Annotated in this window: 19 protein-coding genes; 7 read left to right on the top strand and 12 right to left on the bottom strand. The window is 42.7% G+C overall.

The genetic code is table 11. From position 1 onward, the window contains the following. Nucleotides 1-55: 55 nt before the first annotated feature. The 3 genes from NOM01_RS02425 to NOM01_RS02415 all read right to left on the bottom strand — a co-directional run bounded on the left by NOM01_RS02425 (nt 56) and on the right by NOM01_RS02415 (nt 5129). A complete protein-coding gene (locus NOM01_RS02425; RefSeq protein WP_255746113.1) occupies nt 56-3499 on the bottom strand; it encodes a pyruvate carboxylase in 3444 nt (1147 codons plus the stop codon). Then, on the bottom strand, nt 3480-4646 hold the full coding sequence (locus NOM01_RS02420) for an FtsW/RodA/SpoVE family cell cycle protein (protein ID WP_255746112.1): 1167 nt from the start codon (nt 4644-4646) through the stop codon (nt 3480-3482). The genes NOM01_RS02425 and NOM01_RS02420 overlap by 20 nt, the downstream gene beginning before the upstream one ends. Before the next feature lie 201 nt (nt 4647-4847). Next, nucleotides 4848-5129, bottom strand: coding sequence for an Fpa/YlaN family protein (locus NOM01_RS02415; RefSeq protein WP_093671709.1), 282 nt, complete (start codon nt 5127-5129; stop codon nt 4848-4850). A 178-nt stretch (nt 5130-5307) separates the two neighbouring features. Between NOM01_RS02415 and NOM01_RS02410 the strand changes: the two genes are divergently transcribed. Both NOM01_RS02410 and NOM01_RS02405 read left to right on the top strand, forming a co-directional pair. After that, on the top strand, nt 5308-5520 hold the full coding sequence (locus NOM01_RS02410) for a YlaI family protein (RefSeq protein WP_093671707.1): 213 nt from the start codon (nt 5308-5310) through the stop codon (nt 5518-5520). Nucleotides 5521-5996: 476 nt separating this feature from the next. Continuing rightward, nucleotides 5997-6599 (top strand): helix-turn-helix domain-containing protein, encoded by a 603-nt coding sequence (locus tag NOM01_RS02405; RefSeq protein ID WP_093671705.1) that lies wholly within the window; start codon nt 5997-5999, stop codon nt 6597-6599. A gap of 991 nt (nt 6600-7590) precedes the next feature. Here NOM01_RS02405 and typA read toward each other — a convergent pair. Next, complete coding sequence (gene typA / locus NOM01_RS02400; RefSeq protein WP_255746108.1) at nt 7591-9444, bottom strand: translational GTPase TypA; 1854 nt, start codon at nt 9442-9444, stop codon at nt 7591-7593. A 193-nt stretch (nt 9445-9637) separates the two neighbouring features. Between typA and NOM01_RS02395 the strand changes: the two genes are divergently transcribed. Continuing rightward, nucleotides 9638-9823, top strand: a complete 186-nt coding sequence (locus tag NOM01_RS02395) for a hypothetical protein (protein ID WP_255746106.1) — start codon at nt 9638-9640, stop codon at nt 9821-9823. Between the two features lie 12 nt (nt 9824-9835). On the opposite strand, the gene NOM01_RS02390 is transcribed toward NOM01_RS02395, so the two are convergent. Continuing rightward, entirely contained in the window at nt 9836-10666 is an 831-nt protein-coding gene (locus NOM01_RS02390; protein WP_255746103.1) for an inositol monophosphatase family protein, read from the bottom strand. Between the two features lie 167 nt (nt 10667-10833). Further along, on the bottom strand, nt 10834-11022 hold the full coding sequence (locus NOM01_RS02385) for a hypothetical protein (protein ID WP_255746102.1): 189 nt from the start codon (nt 11020-11022) through the stop codon (nt 10834-10836). A 219-nt stretch (nt 11023-11241) separates the two neighbouring features. Between NOM01_RS02385 and NOM01_RS02380 the strand changes: the two genes are divergently transcribed. Then, nucleotides 11242-11895, top strand: coding sequence for a YktB family protein (locus tag NOM01_RS02380; RefSeq protein WP_255746101.1), 654 nt, complete (start codon nt 11242-11244; stop codon nt 11893-11895). 61 nt (nt 11896-11956) lie between these two features. Here the strand turns inward: NOM01_RS02380 and lpdA are convergent, their stop codons facing one another. The 4 genes from lpdA to pdhA all read right to left on the bottom strand — a co-directional run bounded on the left by lpdA (nt 11957) and on the right by pdhA (nt 16873). After that, on the bottom strand, nt 11957-13366 hold the full coding sequence (gene lpdA, locus NOM01_RS02375; protein WP_255746099.1) for a dihydrolipoyl dehydrogenase: 1410 nt from the start codon (nt 13364-13366) through the stop codon (nt 11957-11959). Between the two features lie 2 nt (nt 13367-13368). After that, the gene (locus NOM01_RS02370) at nt 13369-14655 is read right to left on the bottom strand and encodes a dihydrolipoamide acetyltransferase family protein (RefSeq protein WP_255746097.1); all 1287 of its coding nucleotides are present in this window, start codon (nt 14653-14655) and stop codon (nt 13369-13371) included. A gap of 152 nt (nt 14656-14807) precedes the next feature. Then, on the bottom strand, nt 14808-15785 hold the full coding sequence (locus NOM01_RS02365; protein ID WP_255746095.1) for an alpha-ketoacid dehydrogenase subunit beta: 978 nt from the start codon (nt 15783-15785) through the stop codon (nt 14808-14810). After that, the gene (gene pdhA / locus NOM01_RS02360) at nt 15782-16873 is read right to left on the bottom strand and encodes a pyruvate dehydrogenase (acetyl-transferring) E1 component subunit alpha (protein WP_304654741.1); all 1092 of its coding nucleotides are present in this window, start codon (nt 16871-16873) and stop codon (nt 15782-15784) included. Before pdhA ends, NOM01_RS02365 begins: the two co-directional genes overlap by 4 nt. Nucleotides 16874-17266: 393 nt before the next feature. Between pdhA and def the strand changes: the two genes are divergently transcribed. Continuing rightward, the gene (def, locus tag NOM01_RS02355) at nt 17267-17824 is read left to right on the top strand and encodes a peptide deformylase (protein WP_255746091.1); all 558 of its coding nucleotides are present in this window, start codon (nt 17267-17269) and stop codon (nt 17822-17824) included. Nucleotides 17825-17880: 56 nt separating this feature from the next. Here the strand turns inward: def and NOM01_RS02350 are convergent, their stop codons facing one another. Further along, complete coding sequence (locus tag NOM01_RS02350; RefSeq protein WP_255746089.1) at nt 17881-18669, bottom strand: Cof-type HAD-IIB family hydrolase; 789 nt, start codon at nt 18667-18669, stop codon at nt 17881-17883. A 274-nt stretch (nt 18670-18943) separates the two neighbouring features. Between NOM01_RS02350 and NOM01_RS02345 the strand changes: the two genes are divergently transcribed. Together NOM01_RS02345 and rnjA are read left to right on the top strand one after the other, a co-directional pair. Next, a complete protein-coding gene (locus NOM01_RS02345) occupies nt 18944-19153 on the top strand; it encodes a DNA-dependent RNA polymerase subunit epsilon (protein ID WP_255746088.1) in 210 nt (69 codons plus the stop codon). A 4-nt stretch (nt 19154-19157) separates the two neighbouring features. Next, on the top strand, nt 19158-20864 hold the full coding sequence (rnjA, locus tag NOM01_RS02340; RefSeq protein ID WP_255746086.1) for a ribonuclease J1: 1707 nt from the start codon (nt 19158-19160) through the stop codon (nt 20862-20864). Nucleotides 20865-20919: 55 nt separating this feature from the next. Here rnjA and NOM01_RS02335 read toward each other — a convergent pair whose 3' ends face one another. After that, nucleotides 20920-21936, bottom strand: coding sequence for a cytochrome d ubiquinol oxidase subunit II (locus NOM01_RS02335; RefSeq protein WP_255746084.1), 1017 nt, complete (start codon nt 21934-21936; stop codon nt 20920-20922). Nucleotides 21937-21952: the final 16 nt, after the last annotated feature.

The following is a 21952-nucleotide window of genomic DNA, read 5'->3' as shown; positions in this document are numbered from 1 at the left end:
CCCAAGCATTGATCCGCTTGGGTTCTTCTTTTTGTCTGTCATTTATTAAAATGGATTAATTTAATTCAATCATTAAGTCGCCTGTTTCGATTACATCGTTCTCGTTGACATACACCTTTTTGATCGTTCCGTCAATTGGCGACTGAACGGTTGTCTCCATCTTCATCGCTTCTGTAACAAGCAGGTGATCGCCTTTCTTTACGCGTTCGCCTGAGGAGACCAGCACTTTAACAACCGTCCCCGGCATTGATGCACCGATCTGATTTGGGTTGTCTTTTTCAGCTTTTGCGTGTGCTACTTCGGATGCTTGGACATTTATATCTTTTATAGACAGTTCGCGTGGCTGACCGTTTAATTCATAATACAACGTCCGTGTGCCATCCTTTTGCGGGTGACCAATTGAAATCAACTTTACAACGAGCATTTTTCCTTCTTCAATGGTAACAGAAACTTCTTCTCCAAGACGGAGTCCATAAAAGAATGTTGGCGATCCCAAGACAGTAGTCTGCCCATACGTATCGCAGAAATGCAGATAATCCGTATAAACTTTTGGATAGAGCGCCGCAGATAAAACTTCATGAAATTTGAACTTGCGTTCAAATTTTTCTTCCAATCGTGCTTGGATATCTGCAAAATTAATCGGTTCAAGATGTTTGCCTGGGCGATCCGTCAAGGGTTGCTTGCCCTTAAGAATAATACGCTGCAATTCTCTTGGGAATCCCTGGTAGGGCTGACCCAATTCACCACTAAAAAAGTTTACTACAGAATCAGGGAAATCTAGCGTTTGCCCCTTTTCATAAATACTGTCTTCATTCAAATTATTCTGTACCATATAAAGTGTCATATCACCGACAACTTTGGATGACGGCGTTACTTTGACAATATCGCCAAACAAAAGATTAACGCGGCGATACATATCCTTTACTTCTTCAAATCGATCGCCAAGTCCAACGGCAATTGCTTGCTGACGAAGATTGCTATATTGTCCGCCAGGCATCTCTAGTTTGTAAATCTCAGCATTCGATGTTTTCATTCCGCTTTCAAATGGGTAGTAGTATTGACGAACTTTTTCCCAATAATGGCTCAGCGATTCTAATGCATTAATATCAACATCCGGTTTCCGATCATTTGCACCGAGCGCATAGTATAAGGAATTCATACTTGGTTGAGAAGTCATGCCTGCCATCGCTTCAATGGCAACGTCGACAATATCGACACCGGCTTCAATTGCCCGAACATAGGTATAAATGCCATTTCCACTCGTATCATGTGTGTGCAAATGTATCGGAAGTGAAACTGTATCTTTTAATTCTGAGATCAATCGATAAGCAGCTTCAGGCTTAAGAAGACCTGCCATATCCTTGATTCCGAGAATATGGGCTCCGGCCGCTTCTAAGTCTTTCGCCATTTTTTTATAGTAGTCCATATTATATTTTGTCCGAGATGCATCCAAAATGTCGCCTGTATAGCAAATGGTTCCTTCAGCAATTTTTCCACTTTCAATAACCGCATCAAGAGCGACACGCATACCGTCAAGCCAATTCAAGCTGTCAAACACGCGAAAGACATCGACACCATGCTTTGCTGCTTCTTTAACAAATGCCTTAATCAAATTATCAGGATAGTTCTTGTAACCCACTGCGTTGGATCCGCGTAGCAGCATCTGGAGAAGAACATTCGGCATTTTTGCTCTTACTTTGTTCAATCGTTCCCACGGATCTTCTCTTAGAAAACGGTAGGTTGTATCAAAGGTCGCACCGCCCCATGCTTCTTCTGAGAATAAATTCGGTAGCAGATGCGCTGTTTGTGCTGCGACCCGCACAATATCCTTAGTCCGCATACGAGTGGCGAGCAGGCTTTGATGTGCATCGCGAAACGTTGTATCCGTTAAGAGCACTTGTTTTTGGGCTTTAACCCAATCAGCTACACCTTGTGCGCCATGCTGCTCCAAAATTTGCTTTGTGCCCCCAGGAAACGGCTCGGACAACTTAACATCAGGTACCGGCGGAACATCAAAAACCGGCTTTTTATTTTTATGAATACCAGGATAACCGTTAATTGTAATGTTGCCGATATAGGACAACATTTTCGTTCCGCGATCAAGGATTTTATCAAATACAAAAAGTTCCGGAGTTGTGTCAATAAAGGTTGTAGACACATTCCCCTCCAGAAAATCCGGATGTTGGACAACGTTGATTAAAAAAGGAATGTTTGTTTTAATTCCTCTGATCCGAAATTCCTTCAAGTTGCGAAGCATTTTGACCGCAGCGCTCTTGAATGTACGTGCAGAGGTAGAAAGCTTCACGAGTAACGAATCATAATACGGCGTAATAACTGATCCTGTAAAAGCATTGCCGGCATCAAGTCGAACGCCAAAACCTCCGCCACTTCGATAAGCAACAATTTTCCCTGTATCCGGCATAAATTGATTGCTAGGATCTTCTGTTGTCACGCGACATTGTATCGCATAACCATAAGTACGGATTTCTTTCTGTTCAGGAATAAGAACAGGATCTTCGTGCAATCCATAGCCTTCCGCAATAAGTATCTGTGAAGATACAATATCGATACCGGTAATCAATTCTGTAATTGTATGTTCAACCTGAACACGCGGGTTGACTTCAATAAAGTAAAATTCTCCTGATGGTGTCACAAGAAATTCTACAGTCCCGGCGTTCAAATAATTGACACTTTTCATTAATCGGACAGCGGCATCACAAATATCGTGGCGCAATTTGTCTCCAAGTCCGCGACTAGGAGCAACTTCGACAACTTTTTGATGTCGTCGCTGCACGGAACAGTCACGTTCATAGAGATGAACAATTTCGCCGGATTGATCCGCCATAATCTGTACTTCAATATGACGTGGATGATCCAAATATTTTTCAACGTAGACATCTTCTTTGCCGAACGTCTGCTTTGCTTCAGAGGTCGCTCTTGCATAAGCTTCTTCAACGCCCTGAGCGCTGCGTACAATTCGCATACCACGGCCGCCGCCGCCAAGCACAGCTTTAATAATAATCGGATAACCATGGGTACTTCCAAATTCTTTCACTTCATCTACCGAAGTCACCGGACCGCCGGAACCAGGAATGACTGGAATATTTGCACTGACTGCTGCTTCTCTTGCCGCTGCTTTATCGCCAAAAGTAGTCAGATGTTCCGATTTCGGACCAACAAAAATAATTCCTTCTTCTGCGCAACGCCGCGCAAAGTCAGCATTTTCAGAAAGAAATCCGTAACCGGGATGAATCGCATCAACGTGATGCGCTTTTGCCACTTCAATAATACTTTCAATATCTAAATACGCTTCAATTGGATTTTTTCCCTGGCCGACCAAATAAGATTCATCTGCTTTATAACGATGATACGAGCTAATGTCTTCCTTGGAATAAATGGCAACCGTTCGAATACCAAGTTCCGTGCAGGCACGGCAAATTCTAATGGCAATTTCGCCTCGGTTAGCAATCAACAATCGTTTAATTTTTTGCTTTAACAATCTCTCTCTTCCCTTCTATTTTGCTGTTCGACCTTTTCATATTAACAAATGCAGATATGTTCATTAATACACATACAGAAAAAATCATCATTATTAATGATGAACCACCATAACTAACAAACGGCAGCGTGACACCCGTAATCGGCAGCAGTCCCGTAGCCGCTCCCAAATTGACAAATGTTTGTATGGCCAACATGCTTGAAATACCAATCGCAAGCAGGCTGCCGAACACATCCTTACATCGAATCGCCGTTACAAAACCCCTAAGTACAAGATAAGCCAAACAGAGAATAACGAACAAAATACCGAGCAGACCCAGTTCTTCACCTATTACTGAAATAATAAAATCTGTTTGTGGTTCGGGCAGAAAGCCTGTTTTCTCGATACTTTGCCCTAGACCTCTCCCGGTTAGTCCGCCCGAGGCGATAGCGATATATGAATTAATCAGCTGACGACCTGTGGAATCTGCAACTGAAAAGGGATCGTATGCAGCGGTAAAACGCCCCAATTGGTTACTGCTCAGAAATTTGTTGTAAAAGATCATAACGAAAAGCAGGGCAAATCCGCCTAAAAACAAAAGATGTTTTGTCCTAAGGCCTGCGCAAAGAACCATAATCGTTGAGATGCTGATCAGAATCATTGCTGTACCAAAATCCGGTTGAACAGCGATCAAAGTGAAAAAGATCATAACAACGATGAGCGGCGGAAGAACCGACGTTTTAAAGTCGGCGATCGCATTCTGCTTATTAGAAAAAGTAGATGCTAAATATAAAATAACCGTAATTTTTACAAGCTCCGCAGGCTGAATATTAAACGAACCTAGATGAAACCAAGATTGTGCATTGTTGACAGTGTTTCCTAATCCAAAAAGCATTAAAAGTAAAAACAGTGATACAATAATCAGCGGTTTGACCAGTTTCCGATACGCTTGATAGGGAAGCAGTAAGCCTACAAGTGCTGCAGGCATTGCTGCTACTACCCACATCAGCTGATGAAGAAAAAAGTAACTAGGTGGCTGTGGCTGCTCAAAAAATAGACCCGCCCAAACAGAACCGGCGCTATAAATCATTATTAAACCGAAGCCAACCAGTAGCACCATAACCACAAGAAAAGAATAATCATAATGATGCAACAGCTTTTTCAACATGAGATTCACCTGTCTGATCCATAATCGTTACATCCCGGGAAACCTCCAGAGATCATTGTTACACGTATTGATTGGTTCTGTTCGCTTTCAAATCAGCAACCAGCTCAACACATCTGGTACCTGGCACTATTTCAATGTTCGGCAGACAAAAAAGCCCAAACTACACCCAACGATTTGGCTGCAAGTTTGAGCAATTTGATATTATTTCTGTGTCGATGCTTCGTGAAGCGCGGAAACCTGTCGCTCAAGTGAGCTCAACAATTCTCTGCCTTCATCTGCACGCACAAGACCGAGGCGAACCGCGAAGTCAATCTCCCGGGACAAACCGAACATTTGAGTATCCAATACTTCTTCATACAGGGGGCATTGGGGCATAGTCAAATTATCCATCTGCACTCCTATCAGCTTCAGAATTTTCTGTGCGTCGGCCTGCAACAATTCATAGGCTTTTTCTCGTTTGCCTATCTTTATTTCGACTGACATTCTGCTCCCCCCTTGTCTCAATTGCTTGCCTAAATTTTATCTTACCCTCTGTTATGCTAAAATGCAAGATTAATCACAATTCACCTTTGTATATGATCAACTAGTCACACGGCTCTAGCCTGCCGTACTTCACTAACTATACCAAAACCTGCTATACTATCTCCAAGGAGGTTTTTTCATGCAAGTTAAATGCGCTCTATGTGAAAAGCTCTGTCAAATCGATAATCAATCCGCGATCGCTAAGCGGCTCAAAAATCGGCCGATTCATACGTATCTCTGTGATTCGTGCAACAAAAGAATTGGCGAACGGACCCGCGCTCGTTGGGCGACCGGAAAGTTTACGTTGCACCTTCCTATAAGCGAAGAGAAAAAGAAAAGCAAACGTTCCTGATTAAAGAACAGTCAATTATGATGAGAACAGAAAAAGTTTGCGCTATAAGCTACGTCCACAATAAAGAAGTATTTGTTCAGCATACGCCATAGTCAATTGGGTCTATGGCGTATGCTGTTTCTTTCGTTCATTTCCAGAAGTACAATCACACCAATACAGCTATAATAGACTTCTACCTGCTGCACTTAATTTCGGCTGCCCTTGTCTGGAGCGTGAACAATGACTCATTGATTTCGGTAGGTGTTTTCCCCGTGGTAAGGAAACAGTCGACGCCAGAGCCTGTTCTTCGTGCCCAGTCAGTTCTGCCATGCCGCCACCTTTCACCTTTGCGTAGGCATCCAAATATTAATTTTGGAATGCTACGCAACGTTGCAAAGATGATACAAAGCGTTTCTTAATAAAAATTAATTCCATAGTACAATGAACGTGTAGCAAGTTAAATGCTCGAATCGTTCGATTTAAGGAGGTAGTACTTTATGACTTTAGGTGAAAAAATTAAAGAGGCAAGAGCAGCGGGTGGACTTACTCAAGAGGAATTGGCAAGCAAGCTGATGGTATCTCGCCAGGCTGTTACAAAATGGGAAACAGACAAAGGCATTCCAGATGTTGAAAACTTAAAATTAATTTCAAACTTACTTGGCATTAGTGTTGATTATTTATTAGACGATAAAGAACGTTTGGAAAAATCCATAATTAGGGAATCAATTACCCTGTCTCAATACGGCAGGAAGAGAAAAAAAGTAATAAAAGATAAGGTTGTGCGGGAAAAATATCCAAATGCCGTAATTCATACGTTGATGGGAATTCAGAAGAATACGAAACAGGAAAAAATAATTGATAACTTAGTAGGATTTTTGACTGATGCGCCATTCGGAATCCCTAACATAATCAACAACGTGAAAAATATAGATAAGGAATTTTATTTGGTGTTGAAAGGAGACAAGCAATTTTTTGTGATCGTTACCGATGAATTTATCGAAAGCAGACAAATGGTTCACAAAGTTATAAATCAAAAGAATGAAAAGTTTGAAATTGATCATTTTCAATTCACAAATTGCGGACCAATTGTAAATGCATAATATAGAAAAGAAATAATAGAGGCAGTCACCCTTACAGCTTAATCCTCCCCTCATTAGAAAAACCGGACAGAAATCGCCCGGTTTTTACTGTGCTTGAACAGACATTTCTATTTCACACTGGTAGGAAAGTATAAGTCAACATTTAAAAGAAACGAGCGTAAGCGTAACCAAGCCTCTGTCTGCGCCAAGGCTTGCCAATCGGCAAGTTTTCTAACAAATCATTTTGAACCTTAATTAACTAATCGAGTAGGAGGAGATAATTTCTCCGACCTCTCACACCACCGTACGTACGGATCCGTATACGGCGGTTCCTTAGCTTGCGTGCAGACGCTCATACTGTTGAAGCCAATCTTTCATACCCCAACAAGTGAGCTTTTTGTTCGTCACAGCCCGGTGCATCGTTTTTCTGAGAAAGACGCCAGTATCCCTTTCGGCTCGCCGCCAGTTTCAAGGATTCATCATGATCAATGCCTAGCTTTGCCTCCGGCTTCCTTCAGATTCCTCCTCACAATGGACCCCTTACCTTTAGCTAACAGTCCCTACTGCCAAGCCTATAGCGGACTTTCACCGCCAAGCTGTCGTCCATGCCGGGCGCACACGAGTAAAATAAGCGGAGATTTTCCGCTTATTTGCATCATGGCGCCTGTTTTACAGGTAAATAAGGGTAATTTTTCCGCTTATGCACAGAAAAGCCCTCCATTTTCACGTTTTTCGATTCGATAAGCGGAATTTTTCCGTTTATTTCTCAGATTGGCCTCTAACCTGATCACCCAATCGCGGATCTTATGACCTTAATGTCGTACCAGCAAGGCAAAACGCTAAATTTTCTTCGCCTGAAAAAAAAGCGGACAAACAGCTTTACGCCGATTGTCCGTTTTTTTTATACGTTCCTTGACATTTGCCGACTGCCCAATCTGAATGTTCCTTGATGCTTCTTTGTTGGGTGCCGACTAAAAGTCGCAGCCGTTTTTTATGTTTTAAGTTTTGAAGATCAGCCATTAAACTTAGGAATTTTGCTTCCACGTCTTTCGAAACGTTCACGTTCACCCTTATTCAGAATTTTTTTGCGCATACGCACACTCTTCGGTGTAATTTCGCAATATTCATCATCATTCAAATAGGATAGTGAATCTTCAAGAGACAATTTACGTGCTTCCTTCAACGTTACCGTTTGATCCTTATTGGAAGAACGTACGTTGGATGCGTGTTTTGCTTTCGTTACGTTTACCGTCAAATCGCTTTCGCGGTTATGTTCACCAACGATCATGCCCTCATATACATTGACACCAGGACCAACAAACATTTCACCGCGATCTTCAAGAGCCGCCAGAGAATAAGCAGTTGTCTGACCTTGATCCATTGAAATGAGCACACCATTACGGCGTCCGCCAATTTCTTCTTTGATGAACGGTGCGAAGTGATCAAACGTATGGTTCAGAATTCCATAACCGCGTGTATCGGCCATGAACTGACGGTTATAGCCAATCAAGCCACGAGAAGGAATTATGAAAGTCAGACGTGTCTGTCCTGGTTGTTCCTGCCTCATGTCTTTCAATTCAGCTTTACGTTTGCCCATTGATTCAATGACTGCGCCTAAATATTCTTCAGGTACGTCGATTTGAACATCTTCATAAGGTTCACATAGCTTTCCGTCAACTTCTTTTGTGATAACGCTTGGTTTCGAGACAGACAATTCATAGCCTTCACGACGCATCGTTTCAATCAGGATGGACAAATGAAGTTCGCCTCGTCCAGACACTACCCAAGAATCATGAGAGTCAGATGCGGATTCAACTTTCAGACTGACATCACGTTCCATTTCAGACATCAGACGATCTTCAATCTTCCGGCTCGTTACATGATCGCCTTCCTGACCCGCAAATGGACTCGTGTTAGGCAGAAAGGTCATTTTTAAGGTCGGTTCGTCAATACGCAGTGGGGCCAGCGGGTCCACTTTGTCGACATCATTGATCGTATCACCAATATCAATATCCGAAACACCGGTAATCGCGATAATATCTCCGGAGCATGCTTCTTCAATTTCTGTTCTTTTCAGAGCATGATAACCGAATAACTTAGTGATTCGGAACTTTTCAACACTTTTTCCAGCATCTTTAACCAAAACAGCTTCTTCACCAAGTTTAATCTTGCCGCGATAAATACGGCCGATCCCGATACGGCCAACATAGTCGTTATAATCAAGCATCGTAACTTGGAACTGCAAGCTTTCGTCACGATTATCAACCGGAGCAGGTGCATATTTCAGAATCATATCCAAAACAACACTCATATCCTGATCAACATGTTCCGGATCTGTACCCGCAACACCATTTACAGCTGATGTATACACAACAGGGAATTCCAGTTGATCTTCATTAGCACCGAGATCGATAAACAAGTCAATAACTTCATCAACAACTTCAGCAGGTCTTGCCATTGGCTTATCGATCTTATTGACGACAACAATTGGCTTCAGATGTTCTTCCAAGGCTTTCTTCAATACAAATCGTGTTTGCGGCATACATCCTTCATAAGCGTCAACAAGTAAAAGAACGCTGTCTACCATCTTCATAATTCGTTCAACTTCACCGCCAAAATCGGCGTGCCCGGGCGTATCCACAATATTTATTGTATGGTCTTTGTAAGAAAGACTCGTGTTCTTCGCCAATATTGTAATGCCGCGTTCCCGTTCAATTGCGTTCGAGTCCATTGCGCGTTCGTTAATGTGCTGATTCTTACGGAAAGTTCCCGATTGCATCAACAATTTATCAACCAAAGTGGTTTTTCCGTGGTCGACGTGTGCGATAATCGCGATATTCCGCAATTCTTCCCTAAATTTTGTCATTTATTCTTTACTCTCCTCATAATATCCAATCGCTTCGCGTGAGATAGCCGAAACATACACATGCAAATTATTCTCTCACAAGAAACCGTTAGTTGTCAATTTTTTCTGTTGCCATCGAAATTTAATTTCATTTTATTTGTTTTCTTTGTGCTTTTTCCTAATACGCTTTATCATATCTTTATGAGGTGATCACATGTTCCGTATATCAATATATTTGCTTATTTTTCTTGTAGCTATGAGTTTGGTCGGAATCGTTGCAGGAATGATCTTCACACGTCCGCTTTTTACTCTGCTTTGCGCATTTGCCGTCATTCTTTTCATGTGGCTCGGTTTTCTGCTAAAGGCTGTGCAACAAAAAAATGACGAAAACAAACAGTAACAGGATACAAAATTATTCAGGTTCTTTAATAAATCTGCCCTGATTCACTTGTTCACGAATATGATCGGACATATACTGATGAAGACCAGGACGTGCGGCAAGCACAGATTGTTTTGTCAAAATATCAATAGGGCTGCCGTCTGCTCTAGAGCAAAGGCCACCGACTTCCGTCAAGAGTATTAAGCCCGCCCCATAATCCCACGGTGAGAGTCGCATTGTGAAGTAGGCATCCAAATAACCTGCTGCAACATAAGCGAGTTCCAGAGATGCTGCACCGTATGCTCGGGTTCCGCTGCTGCGCCTGACAATCTCAGTCATTATTTCTTCGTGAATTCTCCGATTTGGTTTCAACCACGTCGGACTGAGGTCAATCAGCGCATCGTCAATTGCAATGTCTGTAAGAGCAGACAATTTTCTTGTATTTTGATAGGCACCGCTTCCAGTGATGCAGTGAAATAATTCATCAGCCATAACGTCATAAATGAACGCTGCTTTTCCGTTTCCATTTTCATAGATGCCAATCGATATAGCAAAAAATCGCTTCTGCATTACGAAATTCAAGGTGCCGTCAATCGGATCGAGAAGCCATAAAACACCACGTTTATCTTTTACCCCGTCTCCGTAACCTTCTTCAGAAATAATCTTGTCATTAGGATAATCCGCTCGGATTTTTCCGATCAAAAATTGTTCAATCGAACGATCCATATTCGTTACGAGATCGTTATGAGCACTTTTTTCACTGACTTCAAGCGGTTTGGATAATGACGCACGTAATTGATCCGCTGCTTCATTGATCCAACTGGTCACTTTTTCTCCAAGAACTGTCCAGTCTCGATTTACCATCTGTTGTCACTCCGTTCCTGCACGTTCTTCTGATGCTTGCATTTGGTTCATTAAAATAATAGTACATCATTTAATAAAAAAAAGAAAAATCACCGCTTCGGCCAGCGGTGATCATGTCATTGAATTTGTTTATTATTTAAATCAATAAATACAGGTCTGTCTATTAATTATATTTCGAGAAGCAACATTTCCCGACGAAGAACTTCAAGCTTCTGTTTGCATCGATGAATTGTTTTGTCATCCTTTTTTATCAGCGCTTTATGCAGCAGTGTCAGCTCCCGATCAATTGCAATACGCACTTGGGGAATTCTTCTTTCCGCATCCTTCCTGTTCAGAGTCTGACTAATCTGTTTCATGGCGGATGCCACATCCCTTCAATTTTTAGTTCAAAAAGGGGGTTCTTTGTTTCAATACTGTACTTAGCTGAACGATGGATACTGTTTTCTTTAGTTTATGCTGAAAGACCGTGCGTATTGCCATAAAATTGACGGTTCTTGAAAAGTGACAAACCCATTTTTGCATGCGGGACTGTGGTACACTATGAAAAGAGATCACCCGCAAAAGGAGTGGATATGATGTCACAAAATGGCTTTACAGAGCAAGAATTTAAACTTATGAGCTTGCCCGGTTTGGAAAACCGAATGCACGCAATTCGTGAAAATGTGCAGCCAAAATTCAGTATGATCGCCGATCGAGTGATTCCGTATTTGAATAAAAGTGCCGATGCAGAAATGCCTTTTTATCCGCATATCGCTCGTCATGCACGCCGAACGGTTAATCCACCGGACAGCACTTGGCTGGCACTCGCGCAGGACAAACGCGGATACAAAAAATATCCCCATTTCCAATTTGGTATTTGGCCGACGCACCTCTTCTTCTGGCTGGCAGTCATTGAGGAATATCCTGATAAAGCTCGCCTCGGTGAAGCGTTGCTCAGCAAGGTCCCAGAACTTATGAGAAAAACACCGGCCCATTATGCCTGGTCTGCAGATCATATGAAAGATGAATATCGCCTTCACCATGATCTTAATGAAGAAAAACTGAGTCAAATGTTTCTTCGCCTGAAAACGGTAAAAAAGGCGGAATTACTTTGCGGCGTTGTCATTCCAAAGAATGAAGCGATTAAGAAAAACATTGATGAGCTAGCCGATTATTTGGAAGAACAAACGGAAACATTAAAGCCGCTTTATACATTGGCACGAACATGCTCCGAAGTCACGGTTTCTTGAAGATACACTGGATGAAAAACGGCCTGGGTGCAAAAGTACCCAGGCCGTAAACTATATCTGTTTATTTTGCAATATGGATCGGATGTCCGAGCACCACATCCGCTGCCTCCATTGCAATTTCACCTAATGTCGGGTGTGCATGAATGGTTAACGCGATATCTTCAACGGTCATTCCTGATTCAATCGCTAAGCCGAATTCTGCAATCATATCGCTTGCGTTTGTACCGACAATCTGAGCGCCGAGTACCAACCCGTCTGAAGCACGGGAAACGATCTTCAAGAAACCGTCCGATTCGCCAAGTGAGAGTGCACGCCCATTTGCAGCAAACGGGAACTGTCCGGCTTTCACTTCATAACCTTCTTTAACTGCCTCCTCCTCAGATAATCCAACAGAAGCAATTTCAGGATCCGAGAAAACGACGGCCGGCATGGCATGATAATCAACTTCGGAAGCCTCTCCGCTTATTGCTTCAGCAGCAATTTTTCCCTCGTATGATGCCTTATGAGCCAGGGCTAAGCCTGCTACAATATCGCCGATTGCGTAAATTTTATCATTCGTCGTCTTGCCTTGTTTATCAACCTTGATTAATCCGCGCTCAGCCAACTCGATGCCTGCCAAGTCCAAACCAAGGTCCTTTGTATTTGAACGTCGCCCAACAGTCACCATCACATAGTCCGCATCAAAAACTTGTGCTTTGCCCTTCACTTCCGCAGTCACTGAAACACCACTTGCCGATTCTTCTACGCCTTTGGCAAGCGCATTCGTGTAAATGGTCACTCCTTTTTGTTTCAGTTTCTTTTTCACCGGAGCAATTAACCGCTTTTCAAATGCCGGCAAAATGGATGGGGTTCCTTCAAGAATAACGACTTCAGTGCCAAATCCGGCAAATGCCGAGCTTAATTCAATACCAATATAACCGCCACCGATAACGACCATTTTCTTAGGAACTTCTTTTAAAGCAAGTGCTCCAGTTGATGAAAGGACTCGGTCACTCCATTTAAAACCAGGTATTTCGATTGGACTCGAACCTGTAGCAATAATGCAATGATTAAATTTATATCGTGAAGACTCATAGCCATGGTTCACGCGCACAACATCCGTATCAACAAACAAAGCTTCGCCCTCAACGAGTTCAATACCATGTGCCTTAAAAAGGCCTTTTACACCACCAGTTAACCGTTCCACGACCGAGCCCTTCCACTCCTGAACCTTAAGAAAATCAACAGTTACATGCTCAGCTTTAATGCCGTAGGTCTCAGAGTGATTCATTTGTTCAAAGCGATGGCTCGCTGATATCAATGCTTTTGAAGGGATACAGCCGACATTCAGGCAGACACCTCCAACGTGCTCTTTTTCAATGACAATAACTTTTTGTCCCAGCTGGGCAGCTCGAATAGCCGCGACATAACCGCCGGGACCAGCACCAATGACAACCGTATCCACTTCTGTTGTAAATTCCCCTACTACCATCTCTACCCCTCCAAAATAAGGCGTTGCGGATCGAATAACAGCCTTTTTATTTTGTTCATTGCCCTCTGAGCAGTCGCACCATCGATGAGACGGTGATCAAAGCTCATAGACAGAGCAAGCATAGGTGCAGCAACAATTTCCCCATCGCGAACGATGGCTTTTTCAGAAATTCTTCCGACCCCAAGGATAGCGGATTCGGGCTGATTAATAACAGGAGTGAACCACTGGCCGCCTTCTGAACCAATATTTGAAATCGTACAGGTTCCGCCATTCATATCCTCAGAAGTCAATTTACCGTTACGCGCTTTTTCTGCAAACTGCTGAATTTCAGTTGCGATCGCGTACAACGATTTTGATTCGGCATGCTTGATCACCGGAACAACCAGCCCCGCATCAGTATTAGTCGCAATGCCGATATTATAGTAATGTTTATAGATTATTTCCTGGTTCTCTTCGTCAAGTGAGGCATTCAACACCGGAAAGTCCCTCAGCGCGGAAACAAGCACCTTTACAATATACGGTAAATAGGTTAATTTTACGCCAAGATCCTGTGCCTCTTCTTTAAATTGCTTGCGATGTGCAACAAGTTTCGTTACATCTACATCGTCCATAATTGTGACATGCGGCGCATTCTGCATCGAGTGTGTTGTTGCTCGCGCAATTGCCCTTCGAATACCGCTGAATCGTTCACGGGTTTCCAAAGCACTCCTCTTAACGTCAGGTGAAGTCTGATGCCCCTCACTGCTCTCGTCAATGGCCTCTGTTTGAAGCGATGGAGTTGTCTCCTCTTTTTCCTCCGGAGCAATGAGAAATTGATCAATATCTTCTTTGAGTACCCGACCATTCCGACCGGTCCCGTTTACTTGATTCAAATCAATATTTTTGTCCCTTGCATATTTTCGAACGGACGGCATGGCAATGACACGATTGCTGCCATCTGTGTTACCGGAACGATTCACCTTTATTTCGTCTCGCTCGGTTTCTACAGCTGAATGTTGAACATTTTCCTCATTAGGAGCAGTGCTTTCATCAACAGATTCAGCACCTTCTTCATCAGATTGAAGTGTAACAACGACTGTTCCTACTTCAACAACTTGGCCTTCCTCAGCCTTTAATTCCAGAACCGTTCCATTCACCGGAGAGGGAATTTCAACAACTGCCTTGTCGTTTTGGACCTCTGCCAAGGGATCATCCTCATGCACCATATCGCCTGGTTTTACGAACCACTTAAGAATTTCGCCTTCATGAATCCCTTCACCGATATCCGGTAATTTAAACAAGTAGGTCAACGGCGTCACACTCCTTTCGCTTCCTCGAACAATATATCTGCGTAACCATTTTTCTTAAAAGACAATACCTCTGCACATTCACGTTGCGGCAGTAATGAAAAGATCCGTCTCTTGCGCGATGTGGTATCTCGACAGATGCTTATATAAAAGGATTAGAAGGTTATTGTTTCTTTCACTTTGTCTATAATATCTTTTTCATTCGGCAGCCAGACATCCTCCGCAGCAGCGAAAGGAAAAACGGAATCCGGAGCAGTTACTCTTCCCACCGGTGCGTCAAGGTGAAGCAATGCCCGATCATTTATTTCCGCAATCACTTGAGCCCCAATACCCGCCTGTTTTTGGGCTTCTTGTACAACAACTGCTCGATTTGTCTTTTTAATTGAATTCGTTATTGTCTCCGTATCCAGCGGACTGATTGTCCGAAGATCAATTAGTTCGCATTCAATGCCTTCTTTGCTTAGTTGCTCAGCCGCCTTGAATGCGGTACGCACCATTGCTCCGTAGGTAATAATTGAGATATCTTTTCCTTCTCGGACAATTTTGGCTTTGCCGATTTCAATTGTATATGCATCTTCAGGTACTTCTTCCCTGAACGAACGATAAAGCTTCATATGTTCCAAAAAAATAACAGGGTCGTTGTCGCGAATTGCAGAAATCAGCAAACCTTTAGCATCATAAGGATTTGATGGAATAACAACCTTTAGACCGGGACATTGCGCGAAAAGTCCTTCGAGGTTATCCGCATGCAGTTCCGGGGTTTTCACTCCTCCTCCAAATGGCGAACGAACCGTAACCGGCGCGTGATACATACCGCCGGACCGATATCTCAAACGTGCAAGCTGCGAGGCAACACTGTCCATTGCCTCGAATACAAACCCAAAGAACTGGATCTCCATGATTGGCCTATAGTTTTGCAGCGCGAGCCCAAGTGCAAGTCCTCCAATACCAGATTCGGCTAGAGGTGTGTCAAAAACACGCTCCTCGCCGAATTCGTCATAGAGTCCTTCCGTTGCTCGAAAAACACCGCCGTTTTTCGCCACGTCTTCTCCAAATACAAGTACATTCTCATCATTGCGAAGTTCCGTTCGCATAGCGTCCGTAATCGCTTGGATCATCGTCATTTGTGTCATCGCTGATCCCCTTCCCGCGCACTATACTGCTCAATCTGTTCTTTAATAGCTTGCGTTGGCTTTTCATACATATTGCCAAGCAAATCGGTAACTTTTTGCTTTGGAACGCCGTCCGCTTGTTTCAGTGCTTTTGCCACGTCTTTTTTTGCCTGCTCTGACGTTTGTTCTTCATCTTCACGCGACCAGATCCCTTGCTGCTCAAGGTATAGGCGAAAACGAACGAGCGGATCCTGCTTCTCCCATTCATTTGTTAATTCATCTGTACGGTATCGTGTCGGGTCATCGCCGGCCATCGTATGTGGTCCATAACGATAGGTTAGTGTTTCAATCAATGTCGGTCCTTTTCCGGCAATTGCATGCTCACGTGCTTCTTTTGCCGCAGCATAGACAGCAAGCGGGTCCATTCCGTCAACTTGAATACCTCTGATTCCGGCAGCAACGGCCTTCTGTGCCAACGTCTCTGCTGCCGTCTGTTTTTCCACTGGTACAGAAATAGCAAATCGATTATTTTGACAGATAAACACAGCCGGTGCCTTATAAACGCCAGCAAAATTCATTGCTTCATAAACATCGCCTTGCGACGTCGCGCCATCGCCAAAGTAACAAAACGCAATTTGTGATTTTCCGCGTTTCTTTAAACCAAGTGCGATTCCTGCAGTCTGTGTTGCCTGGGCTCCAATAATGATTTGGGGCATAACTGCATTAAGTTCTTTCGGATATTGTCCGCCTTCAAAATGTCCTTTCGAATAAAGAAACGCTTTATAAAGCGGGAGGCCATGCCAAACAAGCTGTGGAATATCACGATAAGAAGGGAGCAGCCAATCTCCCTTGTCCATTGCAAATTGACTGGCAACCATTGACGCTTCTTGACCGGCCACAGGTGCATAAAATCCTAGCCTTCCTTGTCTATTCAATGAAAGCGCACGCTGATCCCAGATTCTCGTATAGACCATACGCCGCATTAGTTCCCGTAATTGGTCATTAGTCATTTCAGGCTTTCTTTGATTGTCTACGACATGCCCTTGCACGTTAAGAATACGTAACGTTGGAAAAAAGTCTTCGATCTTTCCAGAATAATTCACAGGCAAGTCCCTCACCTCTTCCCATCAGTATGCGTGTTTTCTTGCGATCTTAAAAAGAGACATATATCACTTAAGCGCTTACAGCGATAAAGATTTCTCAACATAACTATTTCATCATTCACGCCTTCAATTCATCTTCAATCAAAAGTGGATAAATAACTCCGTAGATATGTGATCAATCCATCATTCTTTTCTAATTTTAGTTTATAATATGTCATTCAATGAAGTCAAACGTAACGGTTTAACGGTTATTTCATACCTTCTTAGAAATAAAAGCACAAATCAAAACAGGAGAGTAAACATTAGGAATTATTAATGATACACTAGTAACAGATTAGAAATAAAGTGAACAGACATTTTCGACGCTTTATTGAATTGGTTGAAGGAGTGACTTAATTCATGATTACAATGAACGACATAATTAGGGAAGGAAATCCCATTCTGAGACAAGTTGCGAAAGAAGTTCCCCTCCCGGCAACGGATGAAGAAAAAAACACAGTGAGACAGATGCTGGAATTTCTGAAAAACAGTCAGGATGAAAAAGTTGCTAAAAAATATGGACTGCGCGCGGGGATCGGGTTAGCTGCCCCTCAAATTGCACTCAGCAAACGGATAATTGCACTGTACTTGGATGATGAAAACGGCAAGCATTATGAATACATGCTCTTTAATCCGAAAGTCATCAGCCATTCAATTGAAAACACTTATTTGGAGGGCGGTGAAGGCTGCCTATCTGTTGATCGTGAAGTGCCGGGCTTTGTACCGCGTCATGCTCGAGTCAAAGTTAAGGCATTCGATATTGATGGTAAGCCTGTTACGCTTCGTCTTAAAGGTTATCCTGCAATTGCAATCCAGCATGAAATTGACCATTTGGACGGTATTCTCTTCTATGATCGGATTAATAAAGAAGATCCGTTTAAAATTCCGGATCACGTCATGGAAAAAGATATTTATTAAATGTTTGACAAACAAAGAGGATCGCGTTTTGCGATCCTCTTTGTTTACTAATAAAATTACAACAGGCCAATCTGCTTTAATCCATTATAAATTCCGTTCTGGTGAACCGGAGTGGTCACAAGATCCGCAGATTTTTTAGCTTTTTCAACTGCGTTCCCCATTGCAATACCGGTACCCACATAAGAAAGCATCTCAACATCATTATTACCGTCGCCAAAAGCACAAGCTTCATCAGGTGTAAGATTCAGCTTGTTTAACAGCTGCTTGATCCCCTCAGCTTTTGATCCCAATTTTGGAATAACATCCACCCCGTATTGATGCCAGCGTACATAACGAAACTGATTAAACGGTGCGTTTTGAAGAAAGCGCGCATCATCATTCTCTGAGTAAAAAAGCAAACCTTGATATATTTCGTGGTGTTCAAAAAAATGGGGATCACTTTCAGGAAAGGAAATCGGGAGCTTTAAGCTTTCAATGCTTATCCGTGCCTTGCTATCAGCTTCGCCATCCATTTTCAACAATTCTTCAGTTACAAATGCCAGCGACCAGCCAATTTCTCTAGTCTGTGACACGAGTGCATCCAATACATCAGAAGCTAATGGATTCGTGTACACCGGCACGTCATTGTGAACGACATAGGAGCCGTTAATACTGACAAAAGAGTGAATATCTAATTGCTCACGCAATGCTCGGAACATGAACGGGGAACGACCGGTTGCAATCGCAGTAATTATTCCTTGCTCTTGTAAATTATTAATCGCTTCCGCTGTGGAATCCGGAACCGATTTATTCTGATCGTACAAAGTATCATCAATATCAAAAAAAACAATTTTAGGCTTCGTCAAACGTATAATCCTCCTTCTGTTGAATAAGACGATTAGGCCAATCCAACACGCATAACAGCATTTAGAATCTTTTTCCCAATTCATTATATCAGTTCCGAGGACTATTTTCGTAAATCGGGTATGATTTTTTATTGCTTGTTAAAGCTAAATTCAAACTGGCAAAAATGACAATCAAATCTTTTGAATTCACGCAGAAACAGAGCTAGACAGTGAAAAAGATCAGCATTTCATATATAATGATTTGTAGAACATTTTTCTGGAAGGAGTATGAACCATGATTTATAAAGTATTGTATCAAGAATCAAGAGACGAGGTCCCGGTACGCGAGCAAACAGAGACACTCTATCTTGAAGCAAGCGACGTTCGCGACGTTCGCAAAAAAATGGCAGACAAACCATATAACGTAGAATTTATTCAACCACTTACAGGTAAATTTCTCGAATATGAAAAAAAGTCTGCTGAATTCAAATTGGAGAAGCTGTAACCCTATGAAATTTGTTAAAAACCATCAAACTGCCGTATTCTCTCTTGGCGGACTGGGAGAAATCGGCAAGAACACCTATGCTGTTCAATTTCAGGATGAAATCATTGTTATTGATGCCGGCATCAAGTTTCCCGAGGATGAACTGCTTGGTATTGATTATGTGATTCCTGACTACAGCTACTTGGTGAAGAACGCCGATAAAATTAAGGGACTATTCATCACGCATGGTCATGAAGACCATATTGGCGGTGTTCCTTATTTGTTGCGTGCGGTTAATGTACCAATCTATGCCGGAAAACTTGCGGCAGGATTAATTCGAAATAAACTGGATGAACATAATCTTCTACGTCAAACCGTGATCCACGAAATCACGGAAGACGATGTCATCAAGTTTCAAAAAACATCGGTCAGTTTCTTTCGAACGACTCACAGTATTCCCGATTCCTATGGGGTTGTTGTGAAGACACCTCAGGGTAATATTGTTGAAACCGGTGATTTTAAATTTGATTTCACTCCCGTCGGCGGACAAATTGCCAACTTGACGAAAATGGCTGAGATCGGCAAAGAAGGCGTCCTCTGCCTCATGTCCGACAGCACAAACGCTGAAGTACCCGGATTCACGATGACTGAACGGGAAGTCGGCGAGAATATTAAAGATATTTTTCGCAAAGTGGACGGTCGAATTATATTCGCTACCTTTGCGTCCAATATCCATCGGCTTCAACAAGTTGTCGATGCCGCGGTTGCTACGGGGCGTAAAATCGCTGTGTTCGGGCGCAGCATGGAAGCTGCAATAACAATCGGCGAAGAGCTCGGCTATGTTCAAGCTCCAAAGGATACGTTTATTGAACACCAGCAAATCAATCATTTACCTGATCAGGAGGTCACTATTTTGTGTACTGGGAGTCAAGGCGAGCCAATGGCTGCTTTGTCTCGAATCGCGAACGGTACACATCGCCAGATCCAAGTCCAGCCGGGCGATACAGTGATTTTCTCCTCTTCTCCGATTCCGGGGAACAAGGTCAGCATCAATCGTACAATTAACCAGCTTTACAGAGCAGGTGCTGACGTCATTCATGGAAAATTGAGCAACATTCATACCTCAGGGCATGGCGGTCAAGAAGAAGAAAAACTCATGCTTCGTTTGCTGAAGCCAAAGTTCTTCATGCCGATTCACGGCGAATATCGAATGCTGAAAAAGCATGTTGAGACAGCTCATGCTTGCGGTATTCCGTATGATCACTCGTTTATTATGAATATTGGTGATGTGCTCGCCCTTGACCAAAATTCAGCAAGAGTCACTGGAAAAATAACATCAGGTTCCGTTTATATCGACGGCAGTGGAATTGGAGACATCGGCAACATCGTCTTGCGTGATCGTAAAATTCTCTCGGAAGAAGGACTGGTCATTGTTGTTGTCAGTGCTGATATTGAGGCACACAAGATACTGGCTGGGCCTGACATTATTTCTCGAGGCTTCGTTTATATGCGCGAATCCGGCGATCTGATCAATGAAGCGCAAAGCTTGCTTGCCTCTCGTTTGCAAGAAGTTATTCAAAGAAAGTCTTTGCAGTGGTCGGAAATTAAAGGAGAAATTACAGATAGTTTAGCTCCGTTTCTTTATGAACGAACACGTCGCAGACCAATGATTCTTCCGATTATTATGGAAGTCGATGAAAAGGTAAATAAGCAAGTCGAAAACAGTAAATAAATTCAGAAGAACAAAAAAGCACAGCAGCCTGATAAAGGGTCGCTGTGCTTTTGTATTATTTATATTTTGGGATGGCAAGCTCGCGCAATACCCGCTTCTCTCTCAAAGCGATCATTCCTATGAGTGCTGCAATCGCAATGATCAACGCGATGAAGAAAAACCAAGGTGATTGTGCCCATGCAGACAGCTGATGATCCATCAGAATATCCGGATAGATTAAATAAGGAAAGTGAGAAACCGTATATCCGAACAACGCAAAAAAATACTGAAGCATGACAAGTGTAAAAATCCACTGATACTTCTTCAGGAATACAAGTGTCACAGCACTAAGCAGACTGATAAGCGAAAACATGAACATCCATGAATAGTCTAACGTACGCAAGAAATGTTCAGGGTTTTGCATTTCAAGTCCAAGAAAAACTAATCCGCTAGCAAAAACCATAGGCATACTCAGAAAAAGTACCTTATTTCTAAAATGCACGGTTAATTCATGATCTCCAATCTTCGAAGCAAAGAGAACCAAGTGCATGGCACTTATGTAAAAGATACTGATGATCGCAACAATCATGACCGACCAAAAATAGAAATTAGAAAGAAGGCGTATGATAAATGGAAGCAGCCCTCTTGCACCAACATCGGAAAAACCGCCTTCACTAATCACCAATGCGATACTCAGAACCGCAGGAATTAAGATACCGGTTATACCATTTCCAGCTAAAAAAACGCTTCGCATCCTATTCTCTTTTGGCAACAGTTCAGTCAAAGCAAAGAATGTTCCCTTGAGTACTGTTAAAAAGATAGCCAGTACTCCGCAGAATACGAGCGGTGTTTGGAAATTGAGAATCATCTCTGGAGACAAACCAATAATTGCCGTGAAAATCAAAACGAATCCTATATTCATTAACTCCGATACTGGTGACAGCCATTTTTGAAGCGGTGCATAGAGATAGTCCAAATGCTTAATACTCTGACCGTAAAATAAATAGAATCCTGTGCCAAAATCAATGGATGCCGTAATCATATACCCATAAACGACTACCCACAGCACAACCAGGATCAATTGTTGCATCATGATCCTTCCACTCCAG

Origin of the sequence: Sporolactobacillus sp. STSJ-5 (genome assembly GCF_024385605.1) — a bacterium.
Lineage (GTDB): Bacteria > Bacillota > Bacilli > Bacillales > Sporolactobacillaceae > Sporolactobacillus.
Note: the sequence above shows the minus strand (reverse complement) of the source record. Positions and strands in the feature narration are given on the sequence as shown.

Bases quoted from the DNA above. Each gene is read 5' to 3' on its own strand.
- lpdA (WP_255746099.1), bottom strand. From the start codon at position 13,366: ATGGTAGTAGGGGAATTTACAACAGAAGTGGATACGGTTGTCATTGGT.
- NOM01_RS02410 (WP_093671707.1), top strand. From the start codon at position 5,308: ATGCAAGTTAAATGCGCTCTATGTGAAAAGCTCTGTCAAATCGATAAT.
- NOM01_RS02405 (WP_093671705.1), top strand. From the start codon at position 5,997: ATGACTTTAGGTGAAAAAATTAAAGAGGCAAGAGCAGCGGGTGGACTT.
- NOM01_RS02365 (WP_255746095.1), bottom strand. From the start codon at position 15,785: ATGACACAAATGACGATGATCCAAGCGATTACGGACGCTATGCGAACG.
- def (WP_255746091.1), top strand. From the start codon at position 17,267: ATGATTACAATGAACGACATAATTAGGGAAGGAAATCCCATTCTGAGA.
- NOM01_RS02345 (WP_255746088.1), top strand. From the start codon at position 18,944: ATGATTTATAAAGTATTGTATCAAGAATCAAGAGACGAGGTCCCGGTA.
- NOM01_RS02420 (WP_255746112.1), bottom strand. From the start codon at position 4,646: ATGTTGAAAAAGCTGTTGCATCATTATGATTATTCTTTTCTTGTGGTT.
- rnjA (WP_255746086.1), top strand. From the start codon at position 19,158: ATGAAATTTGTTAAAAACCATCAAACTGCCGTATTCTCTCTTGGCGGA.
- NOM01_RS02390 (WP_255746103.1), bottom strand. From the start codon at position 10,666: ATGGTAAATCGAGACTGGACAGTTCTTGGAGAAAAAGTGACCAGTTGG.
- NOM01_RS02385 (WP_255746102.1), bottom strand. From the start codon at position 11,022: ATGAAACAGATTAGTCAGACTCTGAACAGGAAGGATGCGGAAAGAAGA.
- NOM01_RS02335 (WP_255746084.1), bottom strand. From the start codon at position 21,936: ATGATGCAACAATTGATCCTGGTTGTGCTGTGGGTAGTCGTTTATGGG.
- NOM01_RS02380 (WP_255746101.1), top strand. From the start codon at position 11,242: ATGTCACAAAATGGCTTTACAGAGCAAGAATTTAAACTTATGAGCTTG.
- NOM01_RS02415 (WP_093671709.1), bottom strand. From the start codon at position 5,129: ATGTCAGTCGAAATAAAGATAGGCAAACGAGAAAAAGCCTATGAATTG.
- NOM01_RS02395 (WP_255746106.1), top strand. From the start codon at position 9,638: ATGTTCCGTATATCAATATATTTGCTTATTTTTCTTGTAGCTATGAGT.
- typA (WP_255746108.1), bottom strand. From the start codon at position 9,444: ATGACAAAATTTAGGGAAGAATTGCGGAATATCGCGATTATCGCACAC.